Origin of the sequence: Pseudomonas medicaginis, assembly GCF_965119365.1 — a bacterium.
Taxonomy (GTDB): Bacteria; Pseudomonadota; Gammaproteobacteria; order Pseudomonadales; family Pseudomonadaceae; genus Aquipseudomonas.
Map to the genome: position 1 here is coordinate 4,283,190 of NZ_OZ221631.1, position 17,959 is coordinate 4,301,148.

At 59.9% G+C, this 17,959-nt stretch carries 18 protein-coding genes and 3 tRNA genes; 11 read left to right on the top strand and 10 right to left on the bottom strand.

The features are described 5' to 3' along the window. The first annotated feature begins 10 nt into the window (after window positions 1-10). From ACMTA2_RS18900 to ACMTA2_RS18910, 3 genes are all read left to right on the top strand, one after another. Window positions 11-2,470 (top strand): autotransporter family protein, encoded by a 2,460-nt coding sequence (locus ACMTA2_RS18900; protein WP_413791236.1) that lies wholly within the window; start codon window positions 11-13, stop codon window positions 2,468-2,470. 294 nt (window positions 2,471-2,764) lie between these two features. Beyond that, window positions 2,765-3,679: an autotransporter domain-containing protein gene (locus tag ACMTA2_RS18905; protein ID WP_413791237.1), complete on the top strand. Its 915-nt coding sequence runs from the start codon at window positions 2,765-2,767 to the stop codon at window positions 3,677-3,679. 258 nt (window positions 3,680-3,937) lie between these two features. After that, window positions 3,938-5,563: an NADP-dependent glyceraldehyde-3-phosphate dehydrogenase gene (locus ACMTA2_RS18910; protein ID WP_413791238.1), complete on the top strand. Its 1,626-nt coding sequence runs from the start codon at window positions 3,938-3,940 to the stop codon at window positions 5,561-5,563. A gap of 19 nt (window positions 5,564-5,582) precedes the next feature. On the opposite strand, the gene ACMTA2_RS18915 is transcribed toward ACMTA2_RS18910, so the two are convergent. Then, window positions 5,583-6,476, bottom strand: a complete 894-nt coding sequence (locus ACMTA2_RS18915) for a DMT family transporter (protein WP_413791239.1) — start codon at window positions 6,474-6,476, stop codon at window positions 5,583-5,585. Window positions 6,477-6,609: 133 nt separating this feature from the next. On the opposite strand from ACMTA2_RS18915, the gene ACMTA2_RS18920 reads away from it, so the two are divergent. Beyond that, window positions 6,610-7,047 carry an Lrp/AsnC family transcriptional regulator gene (locus tag ACMTA2_RS18920; protein ID WP_413791240.1) on the top strand — a complete coding sequence of 146 codons (438 nt, stop codon included), beginning with the start codon at window positions 6,610-6,612 and terminating at the stop codon, window positions 7,045-7,047. Between the two features lie 192 nt (window positions 7,048-7,239). Here the strand turns inward: ACMTA2_RS18920 and ACMTA2_RS18925 are convergent, their stop codons facing one another. After that, window positions 7,240-7,911 (bottom strand): Bax inhibitor-1/YccA family protein, encoded by a 672-nt coding sequence (locus ACMTA2_RS18925; RefSeq protein ID WP_014338124.1) that lies wholly within the window; start codon window positions 7,909-7,911, stop codon window positions 7,240-7,242. Between the two features lie 124 nt (window positions 7,912-8,035). On the opposite strand from ACMTA2_RS18925, the gene ACMTA2_RS18930 reads away from it, so the two are divergent. The 3 genes from ACMTA2_RS18930 (at window position 8,036) to ACMTA2_RS18940 (ending at window position 11,158) form a co-directional block, all read left to right on the top strand. Continuing rightward, window positions 8,036-8,123: transfer RNA gene (locus ACMTA2_RS18930), tRNA-Ser, on the top strand. A gap of 124 nt (window positions 8,124-8,247) precedes the next feature. After that, the gene (locus tag ACMTA2_RS18935; RefSeq protein ID WP_413791241.1) at window positions 8,248-9,102 is read left to right on the top strand and encodes a prohibitin family protein; all 855 of its coding nucleotides are present in this window, start codon (window positions 8,248-8,250) and stop codon (window positions 9,100-9,102) included. A gap of 259 nt (window positions 9,103-9,361) precedes the next feature. Continuing rightward, window positions 9,362-11,158 (top strand): DAHL domain-containing protein, encoded by a 1,797-nt coding sequence (locus ACMTA2_RS18940; protein WP_413791242.1) that lies wholly within the window; start codon window positions 9,362-9,364, stop codon window positions 11,156-11,158. Window positions 11,159-11,208: 50 nt separating this feature from the next. Here ACMTA2_RS18940 and ACMTA2_RS18945 read toward each other — a convergent pair whose 3' ends face one another. Both ACMTA2_RS18945 and ACMTA2_RS18950 read right to left on the bottom strand, forming a co-directional pair. After that, a complete protein-coding gene (locus ACMTA2_RS18945; RefSeq protein ID WP_413791243.1) occupies window positions 11,209-11,400 on the bottom strand; it encodes a DUF2188 domain-containing protein in 192 nt (63 codons plus the stop codon). A gap of 102 nt (window positions 11,401-11,502) precedes the next feature. Then, entirely contained in the window at window positions 11,503-12,402 is a 900-nt protein-coding gene (locus ACMTA2_RS18950; RefSeq protein ID WP_413791244.1) for a polysaccharide deacetylase family protein, read from the bottom strand. Window positions 12,403-12,642: 240 nt separating this feature from the next. On the opposite strand from ACMTA2_RS18950, the gene ACMTA2_RS18955 reads away from it, so the two are divergent. Then, entirely contained in the window at window positions 12,643-12,897 is a 255-nt protein-coding gene (locus tag ACMTA2_RS18955; protein ID WP_053125507.1) for a DUF6555 family protein, read from the top strand. Window positions 12,898-13,048: 151 nt separating this feature from the next. Next, window positions 13,049-13,279: a hypothetical protein gene (locus tag ACMTA2_RS18960; protein ID WP_413791245.1), complete on the top strand. Its 231-nt coding sequence runs from the start codon at window positions 13,049-13,051 to the stop codon at window positions 13,277-13,279. A 191-nt stretch (window positions 13,280-13,470) separates the two neighbouring features. Here ACMTA2_RS18960 and ACMTA2_RS18965 read toward each other — a convergent pair whose 3' ends face one another. Continuing rightward, entirely contained in the window at window positions 13,471-13,698 is a 228-nt protein-coding gene (locus tag ACMTA2_RS18965; protein ID WP_413791246.1) for a PLD nuclease N-terminal domain-containing protein, read from the bottom strand. An 85-nt stretch (window positions 13,699-13,783) separates the two neighbouring features. Further along, on the bottom strand, window positions 13,784-13,969 hold the full coding sequence (locus ACMTA2_RS18970; RefSeq protein WP_413791247.1) for a hypothetical protein: 186 nt from the start codon (window positions 13,967-13,969) through the stop codon (window positions 13,784-13,786). Window positions 13,970-14,250: 281 nt separating this feature from the next. On the opposite strand from ACMTA2_RS18970, the gene ACMTA2_RS18975 reads away from it, so the two are divergent. After that, window positions 14,251-14,613, top strand: a complete 363-nt coding sequence (locus ACMTA2_RS18975; RefSeq protein ID WP_413791248.1) for an NUDIX hydrolase — start codon at window positions 14,251-14,253, stop codon at window positions 14,611-14,613. An 81-nt stretch (window positions 14,614-14,694) separates the two neighbouring features. Here the strand turns inward: ACMTA2_RS18975 and ACMTA2_RS18980 are convergent. Together ACMTA2_RS18980 and ACMTA2_RS18985 are read right to left on the bottom strand one after the other, a co-directional pair. Then, a tRNA-Leu gene (locus ACMTA2_RS18980) sits at window positions 14,695-14,781 on the bottom strand. Between the two features lie 195 nt (window positions 14,782-14,976). Next, a tRNA-Cys gene (locus ACMTA2_RS18985) sits at window positions 14,977-15,050 on the bottom strand. Between the two features lie 332 nt (window positions 15,051-15,382). Between ACMTA2_RS18985 and ACMTA2_RS18990 the strand changes: the two genes are divergently transcribed. Continuing rightward, on the top strand, window positions 15,383-16,162 hold the full coding sequence (locus ACMTA2_RS18990; RefSeq protein WP_413791249.1) for a TSUP family transporter: 780 nt from the start codon (window positions 15,383-15,385) through the stop codon (window positions 16,160-16,162). Here the strand turns inward: ACMTA2_RS18990 and nudC are convergent. Further along, window positions 16,130-16,960: an NAD(+) diphosphatase gene (nudC, locus tag ACMTA2_RS18995; protein ID WP_413791250.1), complete on the bottom strand. Its 831-nt coding sequence runs from the start codon at window positions 16,958-16,960 to the stop codon at window positions 16,130-16,132. The genes ACMTA2_RS18990 and nudC overlap by 33 nt on opposite strands. Before the next feature lie 6 nt (window positions 16,961-16,966). Beyond that, window positions 16,967-17,779 carry a crotonase/enoyl-CoA hydratase family protein gene (locus tag ACMTA2_RS19000; protein ID WP_413791251.1) on the bottom strand — a complete coding sequence of 271 codons (813 nt, stop codon included), beginning with the start codon at window positions 17,777-17,779 and terminating at the stop codon, window positions 16,967-16,969. Window positions 17,780-17,959: the final 180 nt, after the last annotated feature.

Below are 17,959 nucleotides of genomic sequence, written 5' to 3' on the forward strand. Positions count from 1 at the left end.
GGGATAGCACATGATTCGGCACGCTAAAGGATTCATTCCGCTGCTCTACACCATTTGGGTATCGACCCCCTTCCTGCTAGCCGCACCCGCCGCCATGGCGGCCTGCACGCTGGTGCCAACCGTCGGTAATGACACGTATGTCTGCGACAGCGGCACCAGCCCTGGGTTGACGGACCTTTCGGGTGACAACAGCCTGACGATGCCCGCCAACGGCAACGGCCTCATTACCGGCGACGTCACGTTCGGCGCTGGTGTCGACAGTATCGTGATCAACGCCAACGGCGTGATTGACGGTGATGTCCAACAAGGCTCCGGCGTCGACGATTTCATCATGAGTGGCGGCAGGATTCTGTCCCTGGCCCAGGGGGATGGCCTTGATACGTTCTTGATGACCGGCGGGACCATCGTCGACGCGTTCGAAGACGGCGACGTGGCGAAGATGACCGGCGGGACCATCGGCCGTGTCGACATGAAACTCGATGACAACGTTTTCGATATGTCCGGCGGAAATATCATCGGCAACCTGGTAACCGGTTTCGGCCAAGACACCATCATCCTCTCCGCTGGACGCATCGGGGGCAATGTCAGCGTCAGCGGCGGCAACGACAGCATTACCGTCAGCGGTGGCGAAATCCTCGGTGAGGTCCGTGCCAGTGCCGGTGATGATCAACTCCTGTGGAGCGGTGGCCTCATTCACTCCGCCATCCTGATGGGCGACGGCAGCGACACGGCTCGGCTGATCAATCTCGATGAAGCCGGACTGAGCATCACCCCCAGCGTGAATGGCGGATTGGGCCAGGACGTCCTGACCTTGGAAGGCAGTACCTCCAGTGCCGGCGCCCGGTACCTCAATTGGGAAACAGTCAACCTCACCCAAGGCTCGCGACTGGACCTCAACGACACACTGACCTTGGGCGACAGCGCCACCGCCACCGGGACGCTCAACATTGAAAGCGGCAGCACGCTGACGTCGACCCAAGGCGTCATTGCCCCTTTTACTGCCGGTCAGTTGGCAACGCTCAACAACGCCGGCACGGTGGACCTCACCCAAGGCAACACCCGCACCAACGACACCCTGACCGTCCAGGGCAACTACGTTGGCAACAGTGGCCAGTTGCATGTGCAGACGGCGGTCGGCGCAGATGGCTCCGCCAGCGACAGACTGGTGGTCAATGGCGGGACGCTCACCGGCAATACCACCATCACGGTCACGAACCTGGGCGGTACGGGCGCACAGACCATCCAGGACGGCATCGAAGTGGTCCAGGCTCAAGGCGGCGCGGTCAGTGACATCAATGCCTTTTCACTGGCGCAGTCTGTCTCGGCCGGTGCCTTCGATTACCGTCTGTTCAAGGGCGGCGTGACCGGCAATGAAAACAACTGGTACTTGCGTTCCACCGTAGTCGCCGGACCGGTAGCGGCGCCTGTCCCGACCGCGCCCCCCGCACCGGGCGCACCACCGATGCCGACGCTGCCGCCCTTGCCAACCGCGGTGCCCGGTGCGGCGCCCATTCCGTTGTACCGCCCGGAAGTGCCGACCTGGTCGGTATTGCCTCCGGCGGCGGCACAACTGACCCTGATGGCCCTCGGCACGTTCCATGACCGCCAAGGTGACCAGCGCCTGCTCACCGAAACCGGCACGTTCGGCGCGGGGTGGGGCCGGGTCTATGGCAAGGATCTGGATCAAACCTGGGCCGGCACGGTAACGCCGCAGTTCGATGGGTCGATCAAGGGGTTCCAGGTGGGCAACGATCTGTACAGCTCGCTCCTGCCTGGCGGCCAGACCCAGCGCATCGGCTTCTTCGTCGGTCACACGGAATTGAACGGCGACGTCAAGGGCTTCAACCTGGGTTTCGAGGACCGGCACGCCGGCAAGATAGAACTCGACGGCGACAGCTACGGACTCTACTGGACCCTCACCGATCCTACTGGCGGCTATGTCGACGCGGTGGTGATGGGCACGCGACTGGACGGCGACAACCGTTCCGAACGCGGCGTGAAAATCGACAATCGCGGACACGCCCTGACCCTTTCGGCGGAGGCCGGCTACCCCTTTGCGGTGGCCGCCGACTGGGTTTTCGAACCCCAGGCCCAGGTCATCCACCAAAAGGTTTCCCTGGATACGCAAAACGACGGAATCTCCAAGGTCCAATTCGATTCCGACGGTGCCTGGACCGGTCGTCTCGGCGCTCGCCTCAAGGGTCGCTATCAGGTCAGCGGCATGCCCGTGGAACCGTACGTGCGCGCCAACCTCTGGCACACGTTTTCCGGCACCGATTCGGTGACGTTCGACGATACCGAGCGCGTCGAGACCCAACAGCGCGCCTCCACCGGCGACCTGGGCATGGGTGTCGTCGTGAGCCTCGCGCCCGCAGTCGCCGTGTACGCCGCTGCCGACTACAGCCAGAACCTCGACAGCCACCAGCAACGCAGCGTCAGCGGCAACGTCGGTTTACGGATCAGCTGGTAGGCAGGCGTCGCAACAAAGGTTTTACGCGAAAAAACAGATCTTAATAACCAATTGAAATCAGCAGTTTATTGACCCTGATTTCATCATGCCATTCATCGTCCATTTTCTTGACGCGCAGCCATCAGTCTTCTTGACTACACCGTACTACCCCCGGAAACACAGTCAGGGGCAGGCCTCTGGAACCCGTCAGGACGGGCCGCCAGAGGCTTGCCTCAATCCATTCGGTCGCCCCTCATTCGGGGTAGGAGAGACGCCAAAAAGCGAGAAACGCATGCGATTGCAAGGCAGGCCCCCATGAAAACTTCCCTCCGCCCGCAAGAGTTCACCCTCACTTTCCATACTGTTTCGACTTCATTGCTGCTGCTTTCAACCATGGAGGTTCAGGCCTGGCCCGCCGAGGAAACCACGCAGCCCTGGTATGGCCGAACAGCGTCTACCCACCTCGATGCCGCATTCATTGGAAGCCAGCCCGCTTCCGGCGAGCCCCCCGCCCTGTTCACCTTGCGAAACGACAGCGGTCATACCCAGCGAATGGGGCTGATCAGCGGGCAACACCCGATCATGTCAACCAGCGGCGGCCTGCTGGTGATGCCGGCCCCGGCCGCCCCGGACAACGATGCCCTCAACCTGAAAGGTACGAGCCTCGGCGCCTACTGGAGCCTGACCGGCCCGGCGGGCTGGCACGTTGACCTGAGTGCCAGCGGCGGCCCGGTCAACGGCTACAGCCGCACCGAACAGGGGCAGCGCCAAGCCGCCGAAGGCCATGCGGTGACACTGTCGGTCGAAGGTGGCTTTCCTATTGGCATCGGCACCCACTGGGTGGTCGAACCCCAGGCGCAACTGATCAATCAGCGCGTCACCCTCCAGACGCAGAATGCCGAGAATGGCGCCGGCGACGAACTGAACAGTTGGAGCGGCCGGGTTGGCGCACGGCTCAAAGGGAACTACCAGGTCAGCGGCCTCGGTGTGGAACCTTACGTGCGAACCAACCTGTGGCACACCGTCCAGAGCGCCGGCACCGTGTCCCTGGATAAGGTCGACAAAATCAGCAGCAGCCGAAAATCCTCTACCGTCGAAGTCGGCCTGGGCCTGGTCGCCCGGGTCACACCCGCGGTAAGCCTCTATGTCAGCGCCGATTACAGCAGTGATGTCGACGACAACGACCTCAACGGCATCATTACCAGCATGGGGGTGCGGATGCGCTGGTAACGCCGATGCAGTAGTCCATGTCCCGTACAGGCGCTGTCGAGTGCAACGAGGCTGCGGTCTTTCCCCAGCCGCTTGAGTCCCGAGTGACTGGTCAAGATCGTCCGAACGCGGCCCGAACCTTCGACAGCGCCTGCACAAGCCCGGCACAAGCAATCTGCCGCCACTTAAAAAACACCTCCATTAAGGCGTATAACGCTAAAAACGATGTATCCCTGCAAGCCGTCCGCCCATGGCTCATTTCATTGATGGAGTAACGACATGACCACAGCCCCCTTCCTCGCCAACCTGTTCCCCGGTGCCGCCGACATCCCGGACGCCTACCGCCTCGAAGGTCGGATCGAGCAACGCGAATACCTGGTCGACGGTGTCCTGGAAACCTGGCAAGGGCCGCTGGCCGTCGTCCGCAGCCCCGTTTACCTGACGGGTGAGCTGGGCGATGAACAAGTGATTCTCGGCAGCACGCCGCTGCTGGATGCAGAGACCGCCCTCACCGCCCTGGACGCTGCCGTGCGGGCTTACGATCGCGGCCAGGGCCAGTGGCCGACGATGCGCGTCGCCGAGCGCATCCGTCACGTGGAAACTTTCCTGGCGCGCATGCGCGAACAGCGCGAGGCCGTGGTCAAGTTGCTGATGTGGGAGATCGGCAAGAACCTCAAGGACTCCCAGAAGGAATTCGACCGCACCTGCGATTACATCGTCGACACCATCAACGCCCTCAAGGAGTTGGACCGGCGCTCCAGCCGCTTCGAGCTGGAACAGGACACCCTCGGGCAGATCCGCCGCGTCCCCCTGGGCGTGGCCCTGTGCATGGGGCCCTACAACTATCCGCTCAACGAAACCTTCACCACGCTGATCCCGGCCTTGATCATGGGCAACACCGTGGTGTTCAAGCCGGCCAAGCTCGGGGTCCTGTTGGTGCGGCCGCTGCTCGAAGCCTTCCGCGACAGCTTCCCGGCCGGAGTGATCAATGTGATCTACGGCAGTGGCCGGGAAACCGTCAGCGCGCTGATGGCCAGTGGCAAGATCGACATCTTCGCCTTCATCGGCACCAACAAGGCAGCCAGTGACTTGAAGAAGCTACACCCACGTCCGCATCGCTTGCGCGCCGCCCTGGGGCTGGATGCGAAGAACCCCGGGCTGGTGCTGCCGGACGTGGACCTGGACAACGCGGTCAGCGAGGCGTTGACCGGCTCGTTGTCATTCAACGGCCAACGCTGCACCGCGCTGAAAATCCTGTTTGTCCATGAAGATGTGGCGCCAGCTTTCATCGAGAAATTCAACGCCAAGCTGGCCAGCCTGAAACCCGGCATGCCCTGGGAAGACGGTGTGGCCCTGACGCCATTGCCCGAAGCGGGCAAGGTCGATTACCTGCATTCGCTGGTCGCCGATGCGGTCGCCAAGGGTGCGCAAGTGAAGAATGCCCACGGCGGCGAATCGCGAAGCTCCTTCTTCTACCCGGCGGTGCTGTACCCGGTGAACACGGCGATGCGGGTCTACCACGAGGAACAGTTCGGCCCGGTCGTGCCCATCGTGCCCTATCGTGACCTCAATACCGTGGTCGATTACGTGCTGGAGTCCGACTTCGGCCAGCAGCTCAGCATTTTTGGCACCCACCCGGCGGAAGTCGGCAAGCTGGTGGACATCTTCGCCAACCAGGTCGGCCGCATCAACATCAACGCCCAATGCCAGCGTGGCCCGGACACGTTCCCGTTCAATGGACGCAAGAACTCGGCCGAGGGCACCTTGTCCGTCCACGATGCGCTGCGCACCTTTTCCATTCGCACCCTGGTGGCGACCAAGTTCCAGGAGAGCAACAAGGCGTTGATCAGCGACATTATCCGTGAACGGGATTCCAACTTCCTGACCACCGACTACATCTTCTGACCCACGCCCGAGCGGTGAACTACGACAGGGCTGGGCGACGCAGCTTGATGCCCCAGCCCTGTTGCATGCCGGCAGCCGCCAGCAGGATCGCCGCCACGCCCAGCCATTGCAGCAGTTCGAGGCGATGCCCGAAGGCGAACCAGTCGACGAAGATCGCCGCGATCGGATAGATGAACGACAGTGCTCCCGTCAATGCGGTCGGCAACCTTTGAATGGCGCTGTACAGCAGCACGTACATCACGCCGGTATGCACCATGCCCAGGGTCAACAGGCTGGCCCAGGCGTGGGCGTTTTGCGGCAACGCCGAGAAGTTCGCCCAGGGTGCCAACAGCAACACACCGGTACTGACCTGGATCAGCGCGATCAGATGGGGTGGCGTGCCGGTCAGGCGTTTGATGATCAACGCCGCGACGGCGTACAACAACGCAGCCCCCAGCGCCAAGGCGATACCCAGCAGATAGTCACCACCGCCCTGGCCCTGTTCACCATGGGCACTGACGATGGCAAGCATTCCGAGAAACGACACCGCCAGCCAGAGCAGTTTTTGCGCGGTGATTTTCTCCCCCAGGAACAACGCCGCCAGCCCGACCAGCATGAACGGCTGGACGTTGTACACCGCCGTGCCAATGGCAATCGAAGCGCGAGAGTAAGAGGCAAACAACAGCACCCAGTTGCCGACAATCGCCACACCACTGAGCACCGCCAGCAGGAAGGTGGTACGGGTGAGGATGCCGGGGCGCAAAAAGCCGAAACCGGCACAGATCAACAGCAAGGTCGCGGCGCCGAACACGCAGCGCCAGAACACCACATCCAGCACCGGCAAACCGGACACCAGCACGAACCAACCTATAGTTCCGGAAATCAGCATGGCGGCGGTCATTTCCAGCGAACCGCGACGTAAGGTCTTGTCCATCTTCAGGCTCCTTCAGCAAGTGAACACAGTATGACGAGCCGACCGGAGCCTTCTCCATGGTTTGAAAAAGGCTAAACTGCATTTCAACCTTTTTTATGAAGGCAACTTCACATAATCGCCTAATGGAGTTGAAATGACTGACGACATCGACCAGATCCTCATCAGCGCCCTGATGGAAGACTCCCGCCGTTCCCTCAAGGCCCTGGCAAACCTCAGCGGCCTGTCCTCCCCCAGCGTCGCCGAACGCCTTCGCCGGCTTGAGGAACGCGGCGTGCTCAGGGCCTACACCGTTGAGGTGGACCCCAAGTGTTTCGGCTATCAACTCCAGGCGATCGTGCGGATCCGCCCGCTGCCAGGACAGTTGCAGGAAGTGGAGCGGCAGATCCAGGCCATCGCTGAATTCACCGAATGCGACAAGGTCACCGGCGACGACTGCTTCATCGCGCGCCTGCACGTGCGATCGATGGAACAGCTGGATACCTTGCTGGACAAGCTCAATGTCCACGCCGAGACCAATACGGCCATCGTCAAGAAAACCCCGGTCAAGCGGCGGTTGCCGCCGATGGCGTAGGCCTGCTCTTACCCTCCTGCTGGCGAAGAGACTAGCCTGTTGAACCTCTTTGTTGAATGCGAGAACGCTATCGCGAGCAGGCTCGCTCCCACAGGCGCCGTCATTTTTCCACGGCCGCAGTTCATACTGCCGGGGTTCTTCCAAGCGAAAAAAAACCCGCCGAAGCGGGTTTTTCGTTCATCGCGGATGCAATCAGTCGTCGCGCCCCATCAGGCCGAACAGCTGCAGCAGGCTGACGAACAGGTTGTAGATCGATACATACAGGCTGACGGTGGCCATGATGTAGTTACGCTCGCCGCCATGGATGATGGCGCTGGTCTGGTACAGGATGCAGACCGACGAGAACAGCACGAAGCCGGCGCTGATCGCCAGTTGCAGGCCGCTGATCTGGAAGAAGAAGCTGGCCAGCACAGCCCCCAGCAGGACGAAGAAGCCCGCGGTGATGAAACCGCCGAGGAAACTCATGTCCTTGCGGGAGATCAGCACGTAAGCCGACAGGCCGCCGAACACCAGCGCGGTCATTGCAAAGGCCGAGCTGACCACTTCGGCGCCGCCCTGCATTTGCAGGTAGCGATTGAGGATCGGGCCGAGCAGGAAGCCCATGAAGCCGGTCAGGGCGAAAGCCGACACCAGGCCCCAGGCCGAATCACGGAGTTTGTTGGTGAGGAAGAAAAGGCCATAGAAACCGATCAGCACGACGAAGATGTTCGGGTAACCCACCCGCATCTGTTGTGCGACGTAGGCCATCACACCGCTGAAAGCGAGTGTAAGTGCCAGCAGGCCATAAGTGTTGCGCAGGACGCGGCTAACCTCTAGCTGCTCAGCCTGCACGCTGTTGTTCACTGCGTAATCCTGTTCGCGCATGGCGACACTCCTCCGGTTTTGAAACATTCAGTGGCAAGGATCATAACAGACGCTCTGTAACAAGCTACGTAGAGAGTTTGACAGTGTGTTTCATTCGGGTATTATGGCGCCCGCAACGCAATACGGAGGTGTGGCCGAGTGGTTTAAGGCAACGGTCTTGAAAACCGTCGACTGTAACAGGTCCATGAGTTCGAATCCCATCGCCTCCGCCATCTTCTATCGTTAAAGCCCTGATTATTCAGGGCTTTTTCGTATCTGGCATTCAGAATGCCTATTGCAGCTTCAGCACTGGACAACGCTATGGCAGCCGCCAACCCGCCACTCAAGGAGAGAAAAGTGACCAGCAAAACCATCGGTTCCATCGCTGCTGCAATCATGGGCATCGTTCTGTTGTGCGTATTGTTCGGCAGTTGGTACACGGTCGACGAGACCGAGCGCGGTGTGTTGCTGCGCAACGGGGCCCTGGTCGGGGTGGTTGAACCGGGACTTTCCTTCAAGACGCCTTTCATCGAGTCCGTACGCCTGATCAGCGTCCAGAGCCAGGTCACGGCTTACGAAGATCTCCAGGCCTACAGCAAGGATCAACAGTCCGCCCAGCTCAAGGTATCCGTGTCCTGGCATATCGCCCCTTCCGATGTGGCGAAGGTCTATACCCAGTTCAAGGACCTTGAAGGCATCCGCGACCGGATGATCAGCCGTCAGGTGCCGACCCAGGTGGAGAACGTCTTTGGCAAGTTCAACGCCGTGGCTGCCGTGCAGAACCGCGTCCAACTGGTCAACGATATTTCCACGGCCATCAAGGCCTCCATCACCGGCCCCGTGATCATCGACAGCGTCCAGGTCGAGAACATCGATTTCAGTGACGCCTACGAAAAAGCCATCGAGGCGCGCATGGCCGCGGAAGTCCAGGTCAAGACCCGGGAACAACAGCTCGCCACCGAGCAGGTCCAGGCACAGATCCGGGTGACTCAGGCCCAGGCGGAGGCTGATTCGCAAGTGGCCCAGGCCAAGGCTGACGCGCTGGCGACCGAACTGCGCGGCAAAGCCGAAGCCGAGGCCATCAAGGCGCGGGCCCAGGCCCTGGCCAGCAACCAGAACCTGGTGGAGCTGACCAAGGCCGAACGCTGGAATGGCGTACTGCCAACCACCGTGCTGCCGAACAGCGCCATGCCCTTCATCGACATCAAGTAACCCCCTGGCGCGGCCTCCCCGGCCGCGCCAGCTCTATCCCGGAGCGCCCCGAGCAAGCGTCGACCCTCTCTAGCGCTACACTGCCAATGAACCCAATCATCGTTAGCAGGGAGCTCAACGTGTACCCACGCAAAAGCAGACCGACACGTCCCACCGTACGACGATTACCTTGCCTCCCCTTCGGCTCATGCCTTGAGCAACCCCCTCCCCTCGGCAATTCACCGACGCATTCGATAAGCACCCTGGACAGGAGAGTAGCGTGACCACTCTTATCAAAAAATATAAATGGCCCGCACTGTTGGCCGTCGCGCTTATTGTGTTTTGCGCGCTGATATTCTTTTTGATCAAGTCATACACGTACGACTCATCGACCTACTTCGAGTCCCGCGACTTCATTCGTCAACTAAAACAGTCCGATGCGAACTGGAACGGCAAGATCCTGAGGAAAAAGATCGGCCTCAACAACAATCTGTCATTGGCCCCGCCACCGGAGGCCGACAGTCGCTGGCAACAGTTGGAGCAACTCAACAACGCTGGCCCCTTGGCGGCGCTTTGGGCATCCCGACGCAACGGTTATGTGGATGCCGTCAAGAACAAGACCTTGCTGGTGGAGCAATTCGAACAACACAACGCGCATCTGCGCGAGTCCCTGGATGCGTTGCCGCAGGTCGAAGACCAGATTCAAGCGCTGCTCAAGGACATGAATGTCGAAAGCCCCATGGAGCGCCTGACTGTGGCGTCCAATGTACTTGAGTTGACCCTGACGACACTGGAGTTCGCGCTTTATGTCACGACGGACAAAGCCAAGGCAGTGCAAGACAAGTTAGCTGAGCTGGCGCCTTACATCGACCGGTTGCCCGCGACCGACCAAGCCCCCTTTATTGCCCTGACCCAGCACGTCAAGACCGTTGTCCAGGAGCAACCGGTGGTCAATGATCTGCTTGACCGCATCAGTGTCATTCCGGTTGCCCAGGAGCTGGACAGCATCAATGAGCTGCTGAACGAGACACAACGCAGGAACGCCGCAACCGACCGTCAGTACCACATCTACCTGGCCGTGTGCGCCGGCCTGATGGCGCTTTTGATGATCTATCTGGCGGTGCGACTCGTGCGAAGCTATGCCGTGATCAATCAGATCAACCAGGCACTGCAATCGTCCAACGAACGCCTGGAAGAGCGCGTGCAGGAGCGCACCCGTGAGTTGATGGAAGCCGAGCGCGAACTGGTGGATGCAGCCCGAATGGCAGGCATGGCCGAAATCGCCACGAATGTGTTGCACAACGTCGGGAACGTGCTCAACAGCGTCAATATTTCCGCCGAACTGGTGACGCGCAAGTTGAGAAGCAGCAAGACGCTCGGGCTCACGAAAGCCGTCAACATGATGAATGAACATGCCGAGGATCTTGGCCAGTTCATGACCCTTGATGAAAAAGGTCGGTTGCTGCCGCGTTATTTCAACGAGCTGGTCGACTCCATCGCCGCCGAACAGAAACTGCTTATCGATGAATTGGCCCAGTTGACCAAGAGCATCGATCACATCAAGGAAATCGTCACGACGCAGCAGACTTACGCGGGGGCGGCCAGGCTGATCGAACCGCTCAATGCCAGCGACCTGTTCGACGATGCGCTACGCATGAACTCGGGCGCCCTCAGCCGACATCACGTCACGGTCATCAAGGAATACCAGGACGTTCCGGCGATCATGGGGGACAAGCACCGGTTGCTGCTGGTCCTGATCAACCTGATCAGCAACGCCAAATTCGCCATGTCGCACATCAGCGAGCACCCGCGGGAAATGATCCTGGGGATCCGTATCCTCGACGAAACGACGCTGTGCCTGAGCGTCAAGGACCGCGGCGAAGGCATTTCCCCGGAGAACCTGTCGCGCATCTTCAACCATGGCTTCACGACCCGAAAGGACGGCCATGGCTTCGGCCTGCACAGCTGCGCGTTGGCGGCCGTTGAAATGAACGGCCGCCTCCATGTCCATAGCGATGGACCGGGGCAAGGTGCGCTGTTTACCCTGGAGATACCGTTGGAGTTGGCGCGCGCCTGATCAATGGATGCAACCGGAACTGCCGCCATCGCGAGCAGGCGCGCTCCCAACTATTTCGTATTCCCAGACCGGCCGCCACCGCTTCTACGGGTCGGCAATGCGGCCGCGTAGGCCAGCGCTTCCTCGCGGGAAGCGAAGGAACCCAAGCGGTCGACCTGGGTACAGACTCTCCAGGGGCCGCTGTTGACGCTGAGCACGTCATAACCGTTGATGTGCATTTTCGTCATCATCGCAGTACTCATGATCACCTCCGACTTTAACAAGGGTGCAACGCCTACCATACACGCTGATTGCCCACGGGTGCCGACCGGACGTCGCGACATTGACGGGCGTCCGTGACTCCGTCAATGGGCGTCCGAATCCCACAGCCAGTCCCACAACCCCGGCAAATGGACGGGCTCGGTGCTGTGATCGACCGTCCGCGCCAAGGCCGCTCGCTCCAGTGCCTGGCGGTCATCATAGAACGGCATGGCGGCGGTCCTCATGCCGGTCGCCTTGGCACTATCGAGCAGGATCTGCAGATACTCGCGGGCATGTCGGGCGGTATAACGATTGATGTCATGAAACGTCACCACTACCGGGATAACCCCATCCACCGCTGGCAGTTGCCCGGCGGCGATGCGCTCGCGCACCTCGGAGAGTTGCCGGGTCAGGTTGATTCGCCGCCTTGGGCTCATCGTGATACCCCAGACCTTGCCGTCATTGGCACTCAGGTCGGTCAACAAAATGTGCAGGCCATGTTGTCGGTAGGCAGCCGCGGTGCGCCTGTCGAAACTCCAGAACGGAGGCCTGACCAAGGACGGCGGCGCGCCAGTCATGGCGGCAATATCACTGCCGCCCCGGCTAAGCGATTGCTCCAGCTCATCAGGGCTCAGGAACCGGTGGTTGGTGTGCCAATAGGTCGCCGTATGAAACCCCAGTACATGGCCTTCCTGCTGCTGACGGCGCATCACCGAACGACCGATATCACTGCCACCGGTCCGCGGCCCGCGCGTCTGTAGAAAAAAAACGGCCTTGATGCCGGGCTGGACCGGGTTGTCTGCGAGAGCGTCCAGCACCGCCAGGCTGGGGTTCCAGAAAGACGATGCGCTGGGCCCATCATCGAATGTCAGCAGGAAACGGATCGCGGGTTGTTCAAGCAAACGTTGCTCGGTTTGCGGCGTCAGTTCGATGGGGGCGCCAATGCAGCCCGACAAACCGATGGCGAGGGCTGCGACGAGCAGGACCCTGGCGATGTTTTTCATGTTTTGCCTTTATTTGATGCCGCGCTGTTTCGCCTTTGATCCCTGGCCGACGGTGTTGGAGCCCACCTTGGAGAAGGGTAACCGGGTTTGGTTCCTCGCTGTAAACAATGGCTGCTCGCAAAGTTTGAGGTTGCCGCCGCCCTTGAGCCAGGGCGCTATTAATTTGACCGTCTGGAAATTCGATGGAATTTTCCGAATGCCTTTGTATCCATCCGTATAGGACTATATTAGGGAGGATTTATGGGCGGGCCATCGCTTTACATTATTGACTACATGCTCCATGGCGAACCCAAGTCATTCATTATTCGTGCAGAAGTGATGAATAACTCCGAGGCTTGGCATTGGGCCAGTTGCGACGCGGGGGTCGGACGCATTCCAAAATTCGGCAGGGAGAAGGTCAAGCGGGTATCCAAACCCCTTGCGGAAAAATACGGCATTACCGATGTACGCTGGCGGGCCAGCGTCGCACCGTCCTGGGTCAAGGAGTCCGGCTGAAATCTCGCGCACCGTTTCCGGCGCGCCGATTGTCTGACCGGGCGCCGGATTCTTCGACAGATACGAAATAACTCAACTACGCTTAAACCACAGCAAGACCCGCCCCCGGCGGGTTTTGTGCTGTCTCTTCAACCCTGAATGGAGGTGTGACATGTCCGAAAAAGAGTCCATCACCACCCTGCTCACCTTGCTCGAATCGCGTCAGGCCAGGCTCACGGCAGCCTGCAAGGAAATCGCCGACTGGGTCGACCATCAAGGCGGCCACCCTACCGCGGTGCGTATCCGCGACCGGCTCAACGACATCGACAAAGACGCCCCGTCGATCCAGAGCGCACTGACGTCACTCAGGCCCGCTGAACCGCCGCTGCCCAAGTTCCGCTGACGCCTTCACGTCAGACGGGTTCCCCTTCGGGTTCTACCGGTTGGAAAACCGATGGAACGCGGACATTTTTTGCACTTCGAAATGCATAAGTACCGGTGCAAAAATTCGAGCTGCTCCCGCCAGCCCAGGAAGACTGCGAAAACACCGGCAGTGAGTGGAAAACCAGTGTCGGGCCGGCTCGCATTTTCTGGCTAGCCCTTGCTGTGCTCCGGCGATGAGGGGCCCTCCTTGACACCACGAGGTCCGGCGACGCCCCAGATCACTAGGCCCAGTACCGGCAGGATGACCAGCAGCAACGCCCAGCCGGCCTTGGTGCCTGCCGACTTATCGCTTCGAAAGACACTGACGATCGCCCACAGGTCCACGAGCAGCAACAGCACCGCGACAGCGATCCAGAAGTAACTGGCTAATTCAGACATGGCCCAATCCTCTTGTAGGTCTAAGGATTAGGCACAGACGCTCAAGGGCCGTTCAAAGAATTTGCGCCGTGGGCGACCATGGTGCCTACCCTCGTTCATTCAGATAAGCGACCCACTGCTCATAGGCTTCATGTTGACGCCGGACCGCCTCATCCCACGTCGATCCGCTCATTTGATGGACACATATAAGCTGCATCATTTCCGCTGTTGCCGCATCGAGCTCCACCAAGAGCTCACGGGATTTGATCTTGAAGTCTTCAACGGTGGTCATCTGTCTTTCCTTCCCCAACCAGGGCCGGCCAATCCACCCAACATGGATTCATTTTTTTGCAGCTGATTCCGTTTGAGGCGATAACCGGTCGAAAGCCTGGCGCTGGCGGTAGGAAGATCAATTGAAGCGATGTCGATATCAAATTAACTCAGTCTTTCTCGCACCTGCGCGGTCGTACCTGATAGGCCCCCTAGAATAGAAATTTGCACGAGCCGCTGATGCCAAGCCCAAATATTGCATATATATTTCAGTTTAATGACAGTCACTGATCGAGCACCGCCATGAAAATTCGAGCGACCGTCATCTGCGAGGACAATCGCCATGTCCTGTTGGTTCGCAAAGCCAACAGTCGTTGGGCGCTACCCGGCGGTACCGTCGAACGCGGCGAAACCCATGCTGGGGCTGCAATCCGGGAATTGGCAGAGGAAACAGGCCTGGGCGTCGAGAACCTGCTCTACCTGATGCGAATCAATGACGGGCAAACCGAGCATCATGTATTCGAAGCATCAGTCAACGACTCAGCGGCGGCCCGGCCACAGAATGAAATCATCGATTGCCTCTGGCACCCCTTGGATGCCATTGCCCAACTCCAAATGAAAAAGGGCACGCGGGATATTCTCGAGGCGTTTCGCCGGCGGTTGTAAACCTGGGCGGGAACGCTTGGAAAGGAAAGGCAAAAACAAAAAGGGTTGCATGAGATAAGTCATGCAACCCTTTGTTTTGTATGGTGCCCGAAGCCGGAATCGAACCGGCACGCCCTTACGAGCGGGGGATTTTAAGTCCCATGCGTCTACCAGTTTCGCCATTCGGGCGGTAGCGCGGTTAGCCATTGGGACCGTCGGCAGAATCTGATGGCCGATGCCCTGGCTGGTGCGGCAAGAGGGGAAATATATACATCCCTCCCCTGTGAAGCAAGGTCGCTCATGCCCTTTTCAAGACAAAACCTTGCAGATGCTTCACCAATAAAAAAGCTCTGTAAATCATAGATCTACAGAGCTTTTTAAAAGTGGAGGCCGAAGTCGGAATCGAACCGGCGTAGGTGGATTTGCAATCCACTGCATAACCATTTTGCTATTCGGCCTCAAGACGCTTGATGCGATACAGCTACATCAACCGCGGTACAAACCTGATCGGGAAAATCACGCTTACTCAGCGCTATCCCCTTGAAAACATTGAGATTTTTTACGTCCCAGTGCGTTCGATGGGCGCAATTATGTACTCATTTGCCTAGGCTGACAACCCCTTGATTTCAAAAAAAAATCGCCTAACGGTCAGCTTTCCCTCCCCCCTGGCATGCAGGGGGCCATGGGATATATCCACAGCGCTTAGAGGCTGTCGCAGCCCTGCACCATTATGGGTAACATACCGGCCTTTCCCGCCGCCCTTCCGCGACCTGCCAAATAAGCCCATTCCATGCCTTTTGAACTCAGCGTTGACCTCACTACCCTCGCTATCCTTGCCGTTGTCGCTTTTATTGCCGGTTTCATCGATGCCATTGCCGGTGGCGGTGGGCTGCTGACCACGCCGGCACTGCTGACTGCGGGTTTGCCGCCCCACTTGGTCCTGGGGACCAACAAACTCAGCTCGACCTTTGGCTCGGCGACAGCCAGCTTCACTTTCTACAAGCGCAAGCTGTTCCACCCAAGGCAGTGGACTCATGCCCTCGTCGGCACCCTGGTCGGGGCCCTGACCGGCGCCATCGTCGCCCATTACTTGCCCGCCGAGTGGCTGAACAAGATGCTGCCGGTGATCGTCTTCGCCTGCGGCCTGTACCTGTTGTTCGGCGGCACGCCCAAGGCGCCGCTGGACAGTGACGCGCCAATCAAGAAGACATGGCAGTCGCCCCAGGGTTTCAGCCTGGGCTTCTATGACGGCGTGGCCGGGCCGGGCACCGGTGCGTTCTGGACGGTCAGCAGCCTGCTGCTCTACCCCATCGACCTGGTCAAGGCCAGTGGCGTGGCCCGCAGCATGAATTTTGTCAGTAACATCGCGGCGCTGTCGGTGTTCATCTTTTCCGGACAGGTGGACTGGGTCATCGGCCTGAGCATGGGCCTGTCGGTGATGGTTGGCGCGTTCTTCGGCGCTCGCACCGCCATCAGCGGCGGTGCGAAGTTCATCCGACCGGTGTTCATCACCGTGGTGCTAGGCTTGACCGTGCGCCTAGCCTGGCAGCACTGGTTCAGCGCGGCCTAGGCGCCGCGCCACATACAGGTCGATCAGGTAGCGAGCGATCGAGCGCGAGGCCGGCAACGGTGGCAGGTCGTGGACGTTGAACCATTGGGCGTCCTCGATTTCATCCTCCTGGGGCACGATGTCACCCCCTGCATATTCGGCGTGAAAACCGAGCATCATCGAATGGGGGAACGGCCAGCACTGGCTGCCCATGTACTGGATGTTCTTCACCTCGATGCTGACTTCCTCGCGAACCTCGCGCACCAGGCAATCCTCGGCCGACTCGCCGGGCTCGGCAAACCCCGCCAGGGTGCTGTAGACGCCCGTGACGAAACGCGGCGACCGGGCCAGCAGAACTTCGTCCCCGCGGGTGATCAACACAATCATGCTCGGTGAGATCCGTGGATAGTGGCGCAGGTCGCAGGCATCGCAATACATGGCCCGCTCCAACGGAATCTGGCCCATGCGCTTGCCGCAACTGCCACAGAAACGATGCTCCCGGGCCCAGGTGCCGATCTGCGCCGCGTAGCCCAACACCTTGTAAAGCGTGTGATCGTCCTCAAGCATGAACGCCCGCAAGCCTTTCCAGTTGCAGCCGGGGATGTCCACTGGACTGTGCAATTCCAACAGGTAGACCGGCTCGCCATCCAGGTGGCCGATGCCGTGTTCGGCGAGGATCGCCAGGTCCTGGCGCTTGAGCCAGTCGCGGGGGAACAACGCGCCGTTGTCATCGAACAGAAAGCCTTCAGGGCTACGGGCCACGGCCCAGCCGCCAGGAACGTCAGTGTCGAGTACTGCGGTGGTCCAGCGTGAAATCATGGTCAGTCAATCCAGAAATTCGGGTTTCTGTTTGCTCATATGGGCGGCCATGGCCACGCGCAGGTCGGTTGATTGCAGCATGGCGGCGTTCCAGGTAGCGACGTATTCCAGGCCGTCGTCGATGCGGTGGTCGCGCATGTAGCTGATCATTGCCTTGGTGCCGGTCACGGCAATCGGCGACTTGGCGGCGATTTCCCGGGCAATGCCCATCACGCCGTCGAGCAGGCTGGTGGTGTCGCTGTAGACACGATTGACCAGGCCGATGCTGCGCGCCTCCTCGGCACCAAAATTGCGCCCCGTATAAGCGAGTTCACGCAGCATGCCGTCCCCGATGATCCGGGGCAAGCGTTGCAATGTGCCAACATCGGCGGCCATGCCGATATCGATTTCCTTGATGGAGAACTGGGCGTCCTCGGTGGCATAACGCATGTCGCAGGCGGCAATCAGGTCGATGGCCCCGCCCAGACAGTAGCCCTGGATCGCGGCGAGCACGGGTTTGCGGCAGTTGTCCACGGCGTTGAACGAGGCTTGCAGTTGCAGGATCTTGCGCCGCAGCAGGCGTGCATTGCGCCCCACGTCCTTGCCCAGTTCGTTGGCCACGCCCGCCAGCATCATCAGGTCTATCCCCGAGGAGAAATGCTTGCCGGCGCCGCTCAGCACCACCACCCGTGCGGCATCGGTGTCGTCGACCCATTGGAAGATCTCGATGATCTCGCTCCAGAACGCGGCGTTCATCGCGTTGATTTTTTCCGGGCGATTGATCTGCACATGGGCGATGTTGTCGGCGAGTTCGACGTTGAACGCTTGGTATTGCGACATGGCAGTGATCCTTTACCGGCTGAAAAGAGGCTTGAACTATAACAAGCCAGCGCGACGGGACGTAGGCAGTGCATCGGCCAAAAGCGGGACCTGGCTGTCGACCAAACAAAGATGCCACCCTGCCCCGGCCCACCCCCCCCCTGTGGCGAGGGGATTTATCCCCGCTGGGCTGCGCAGCAG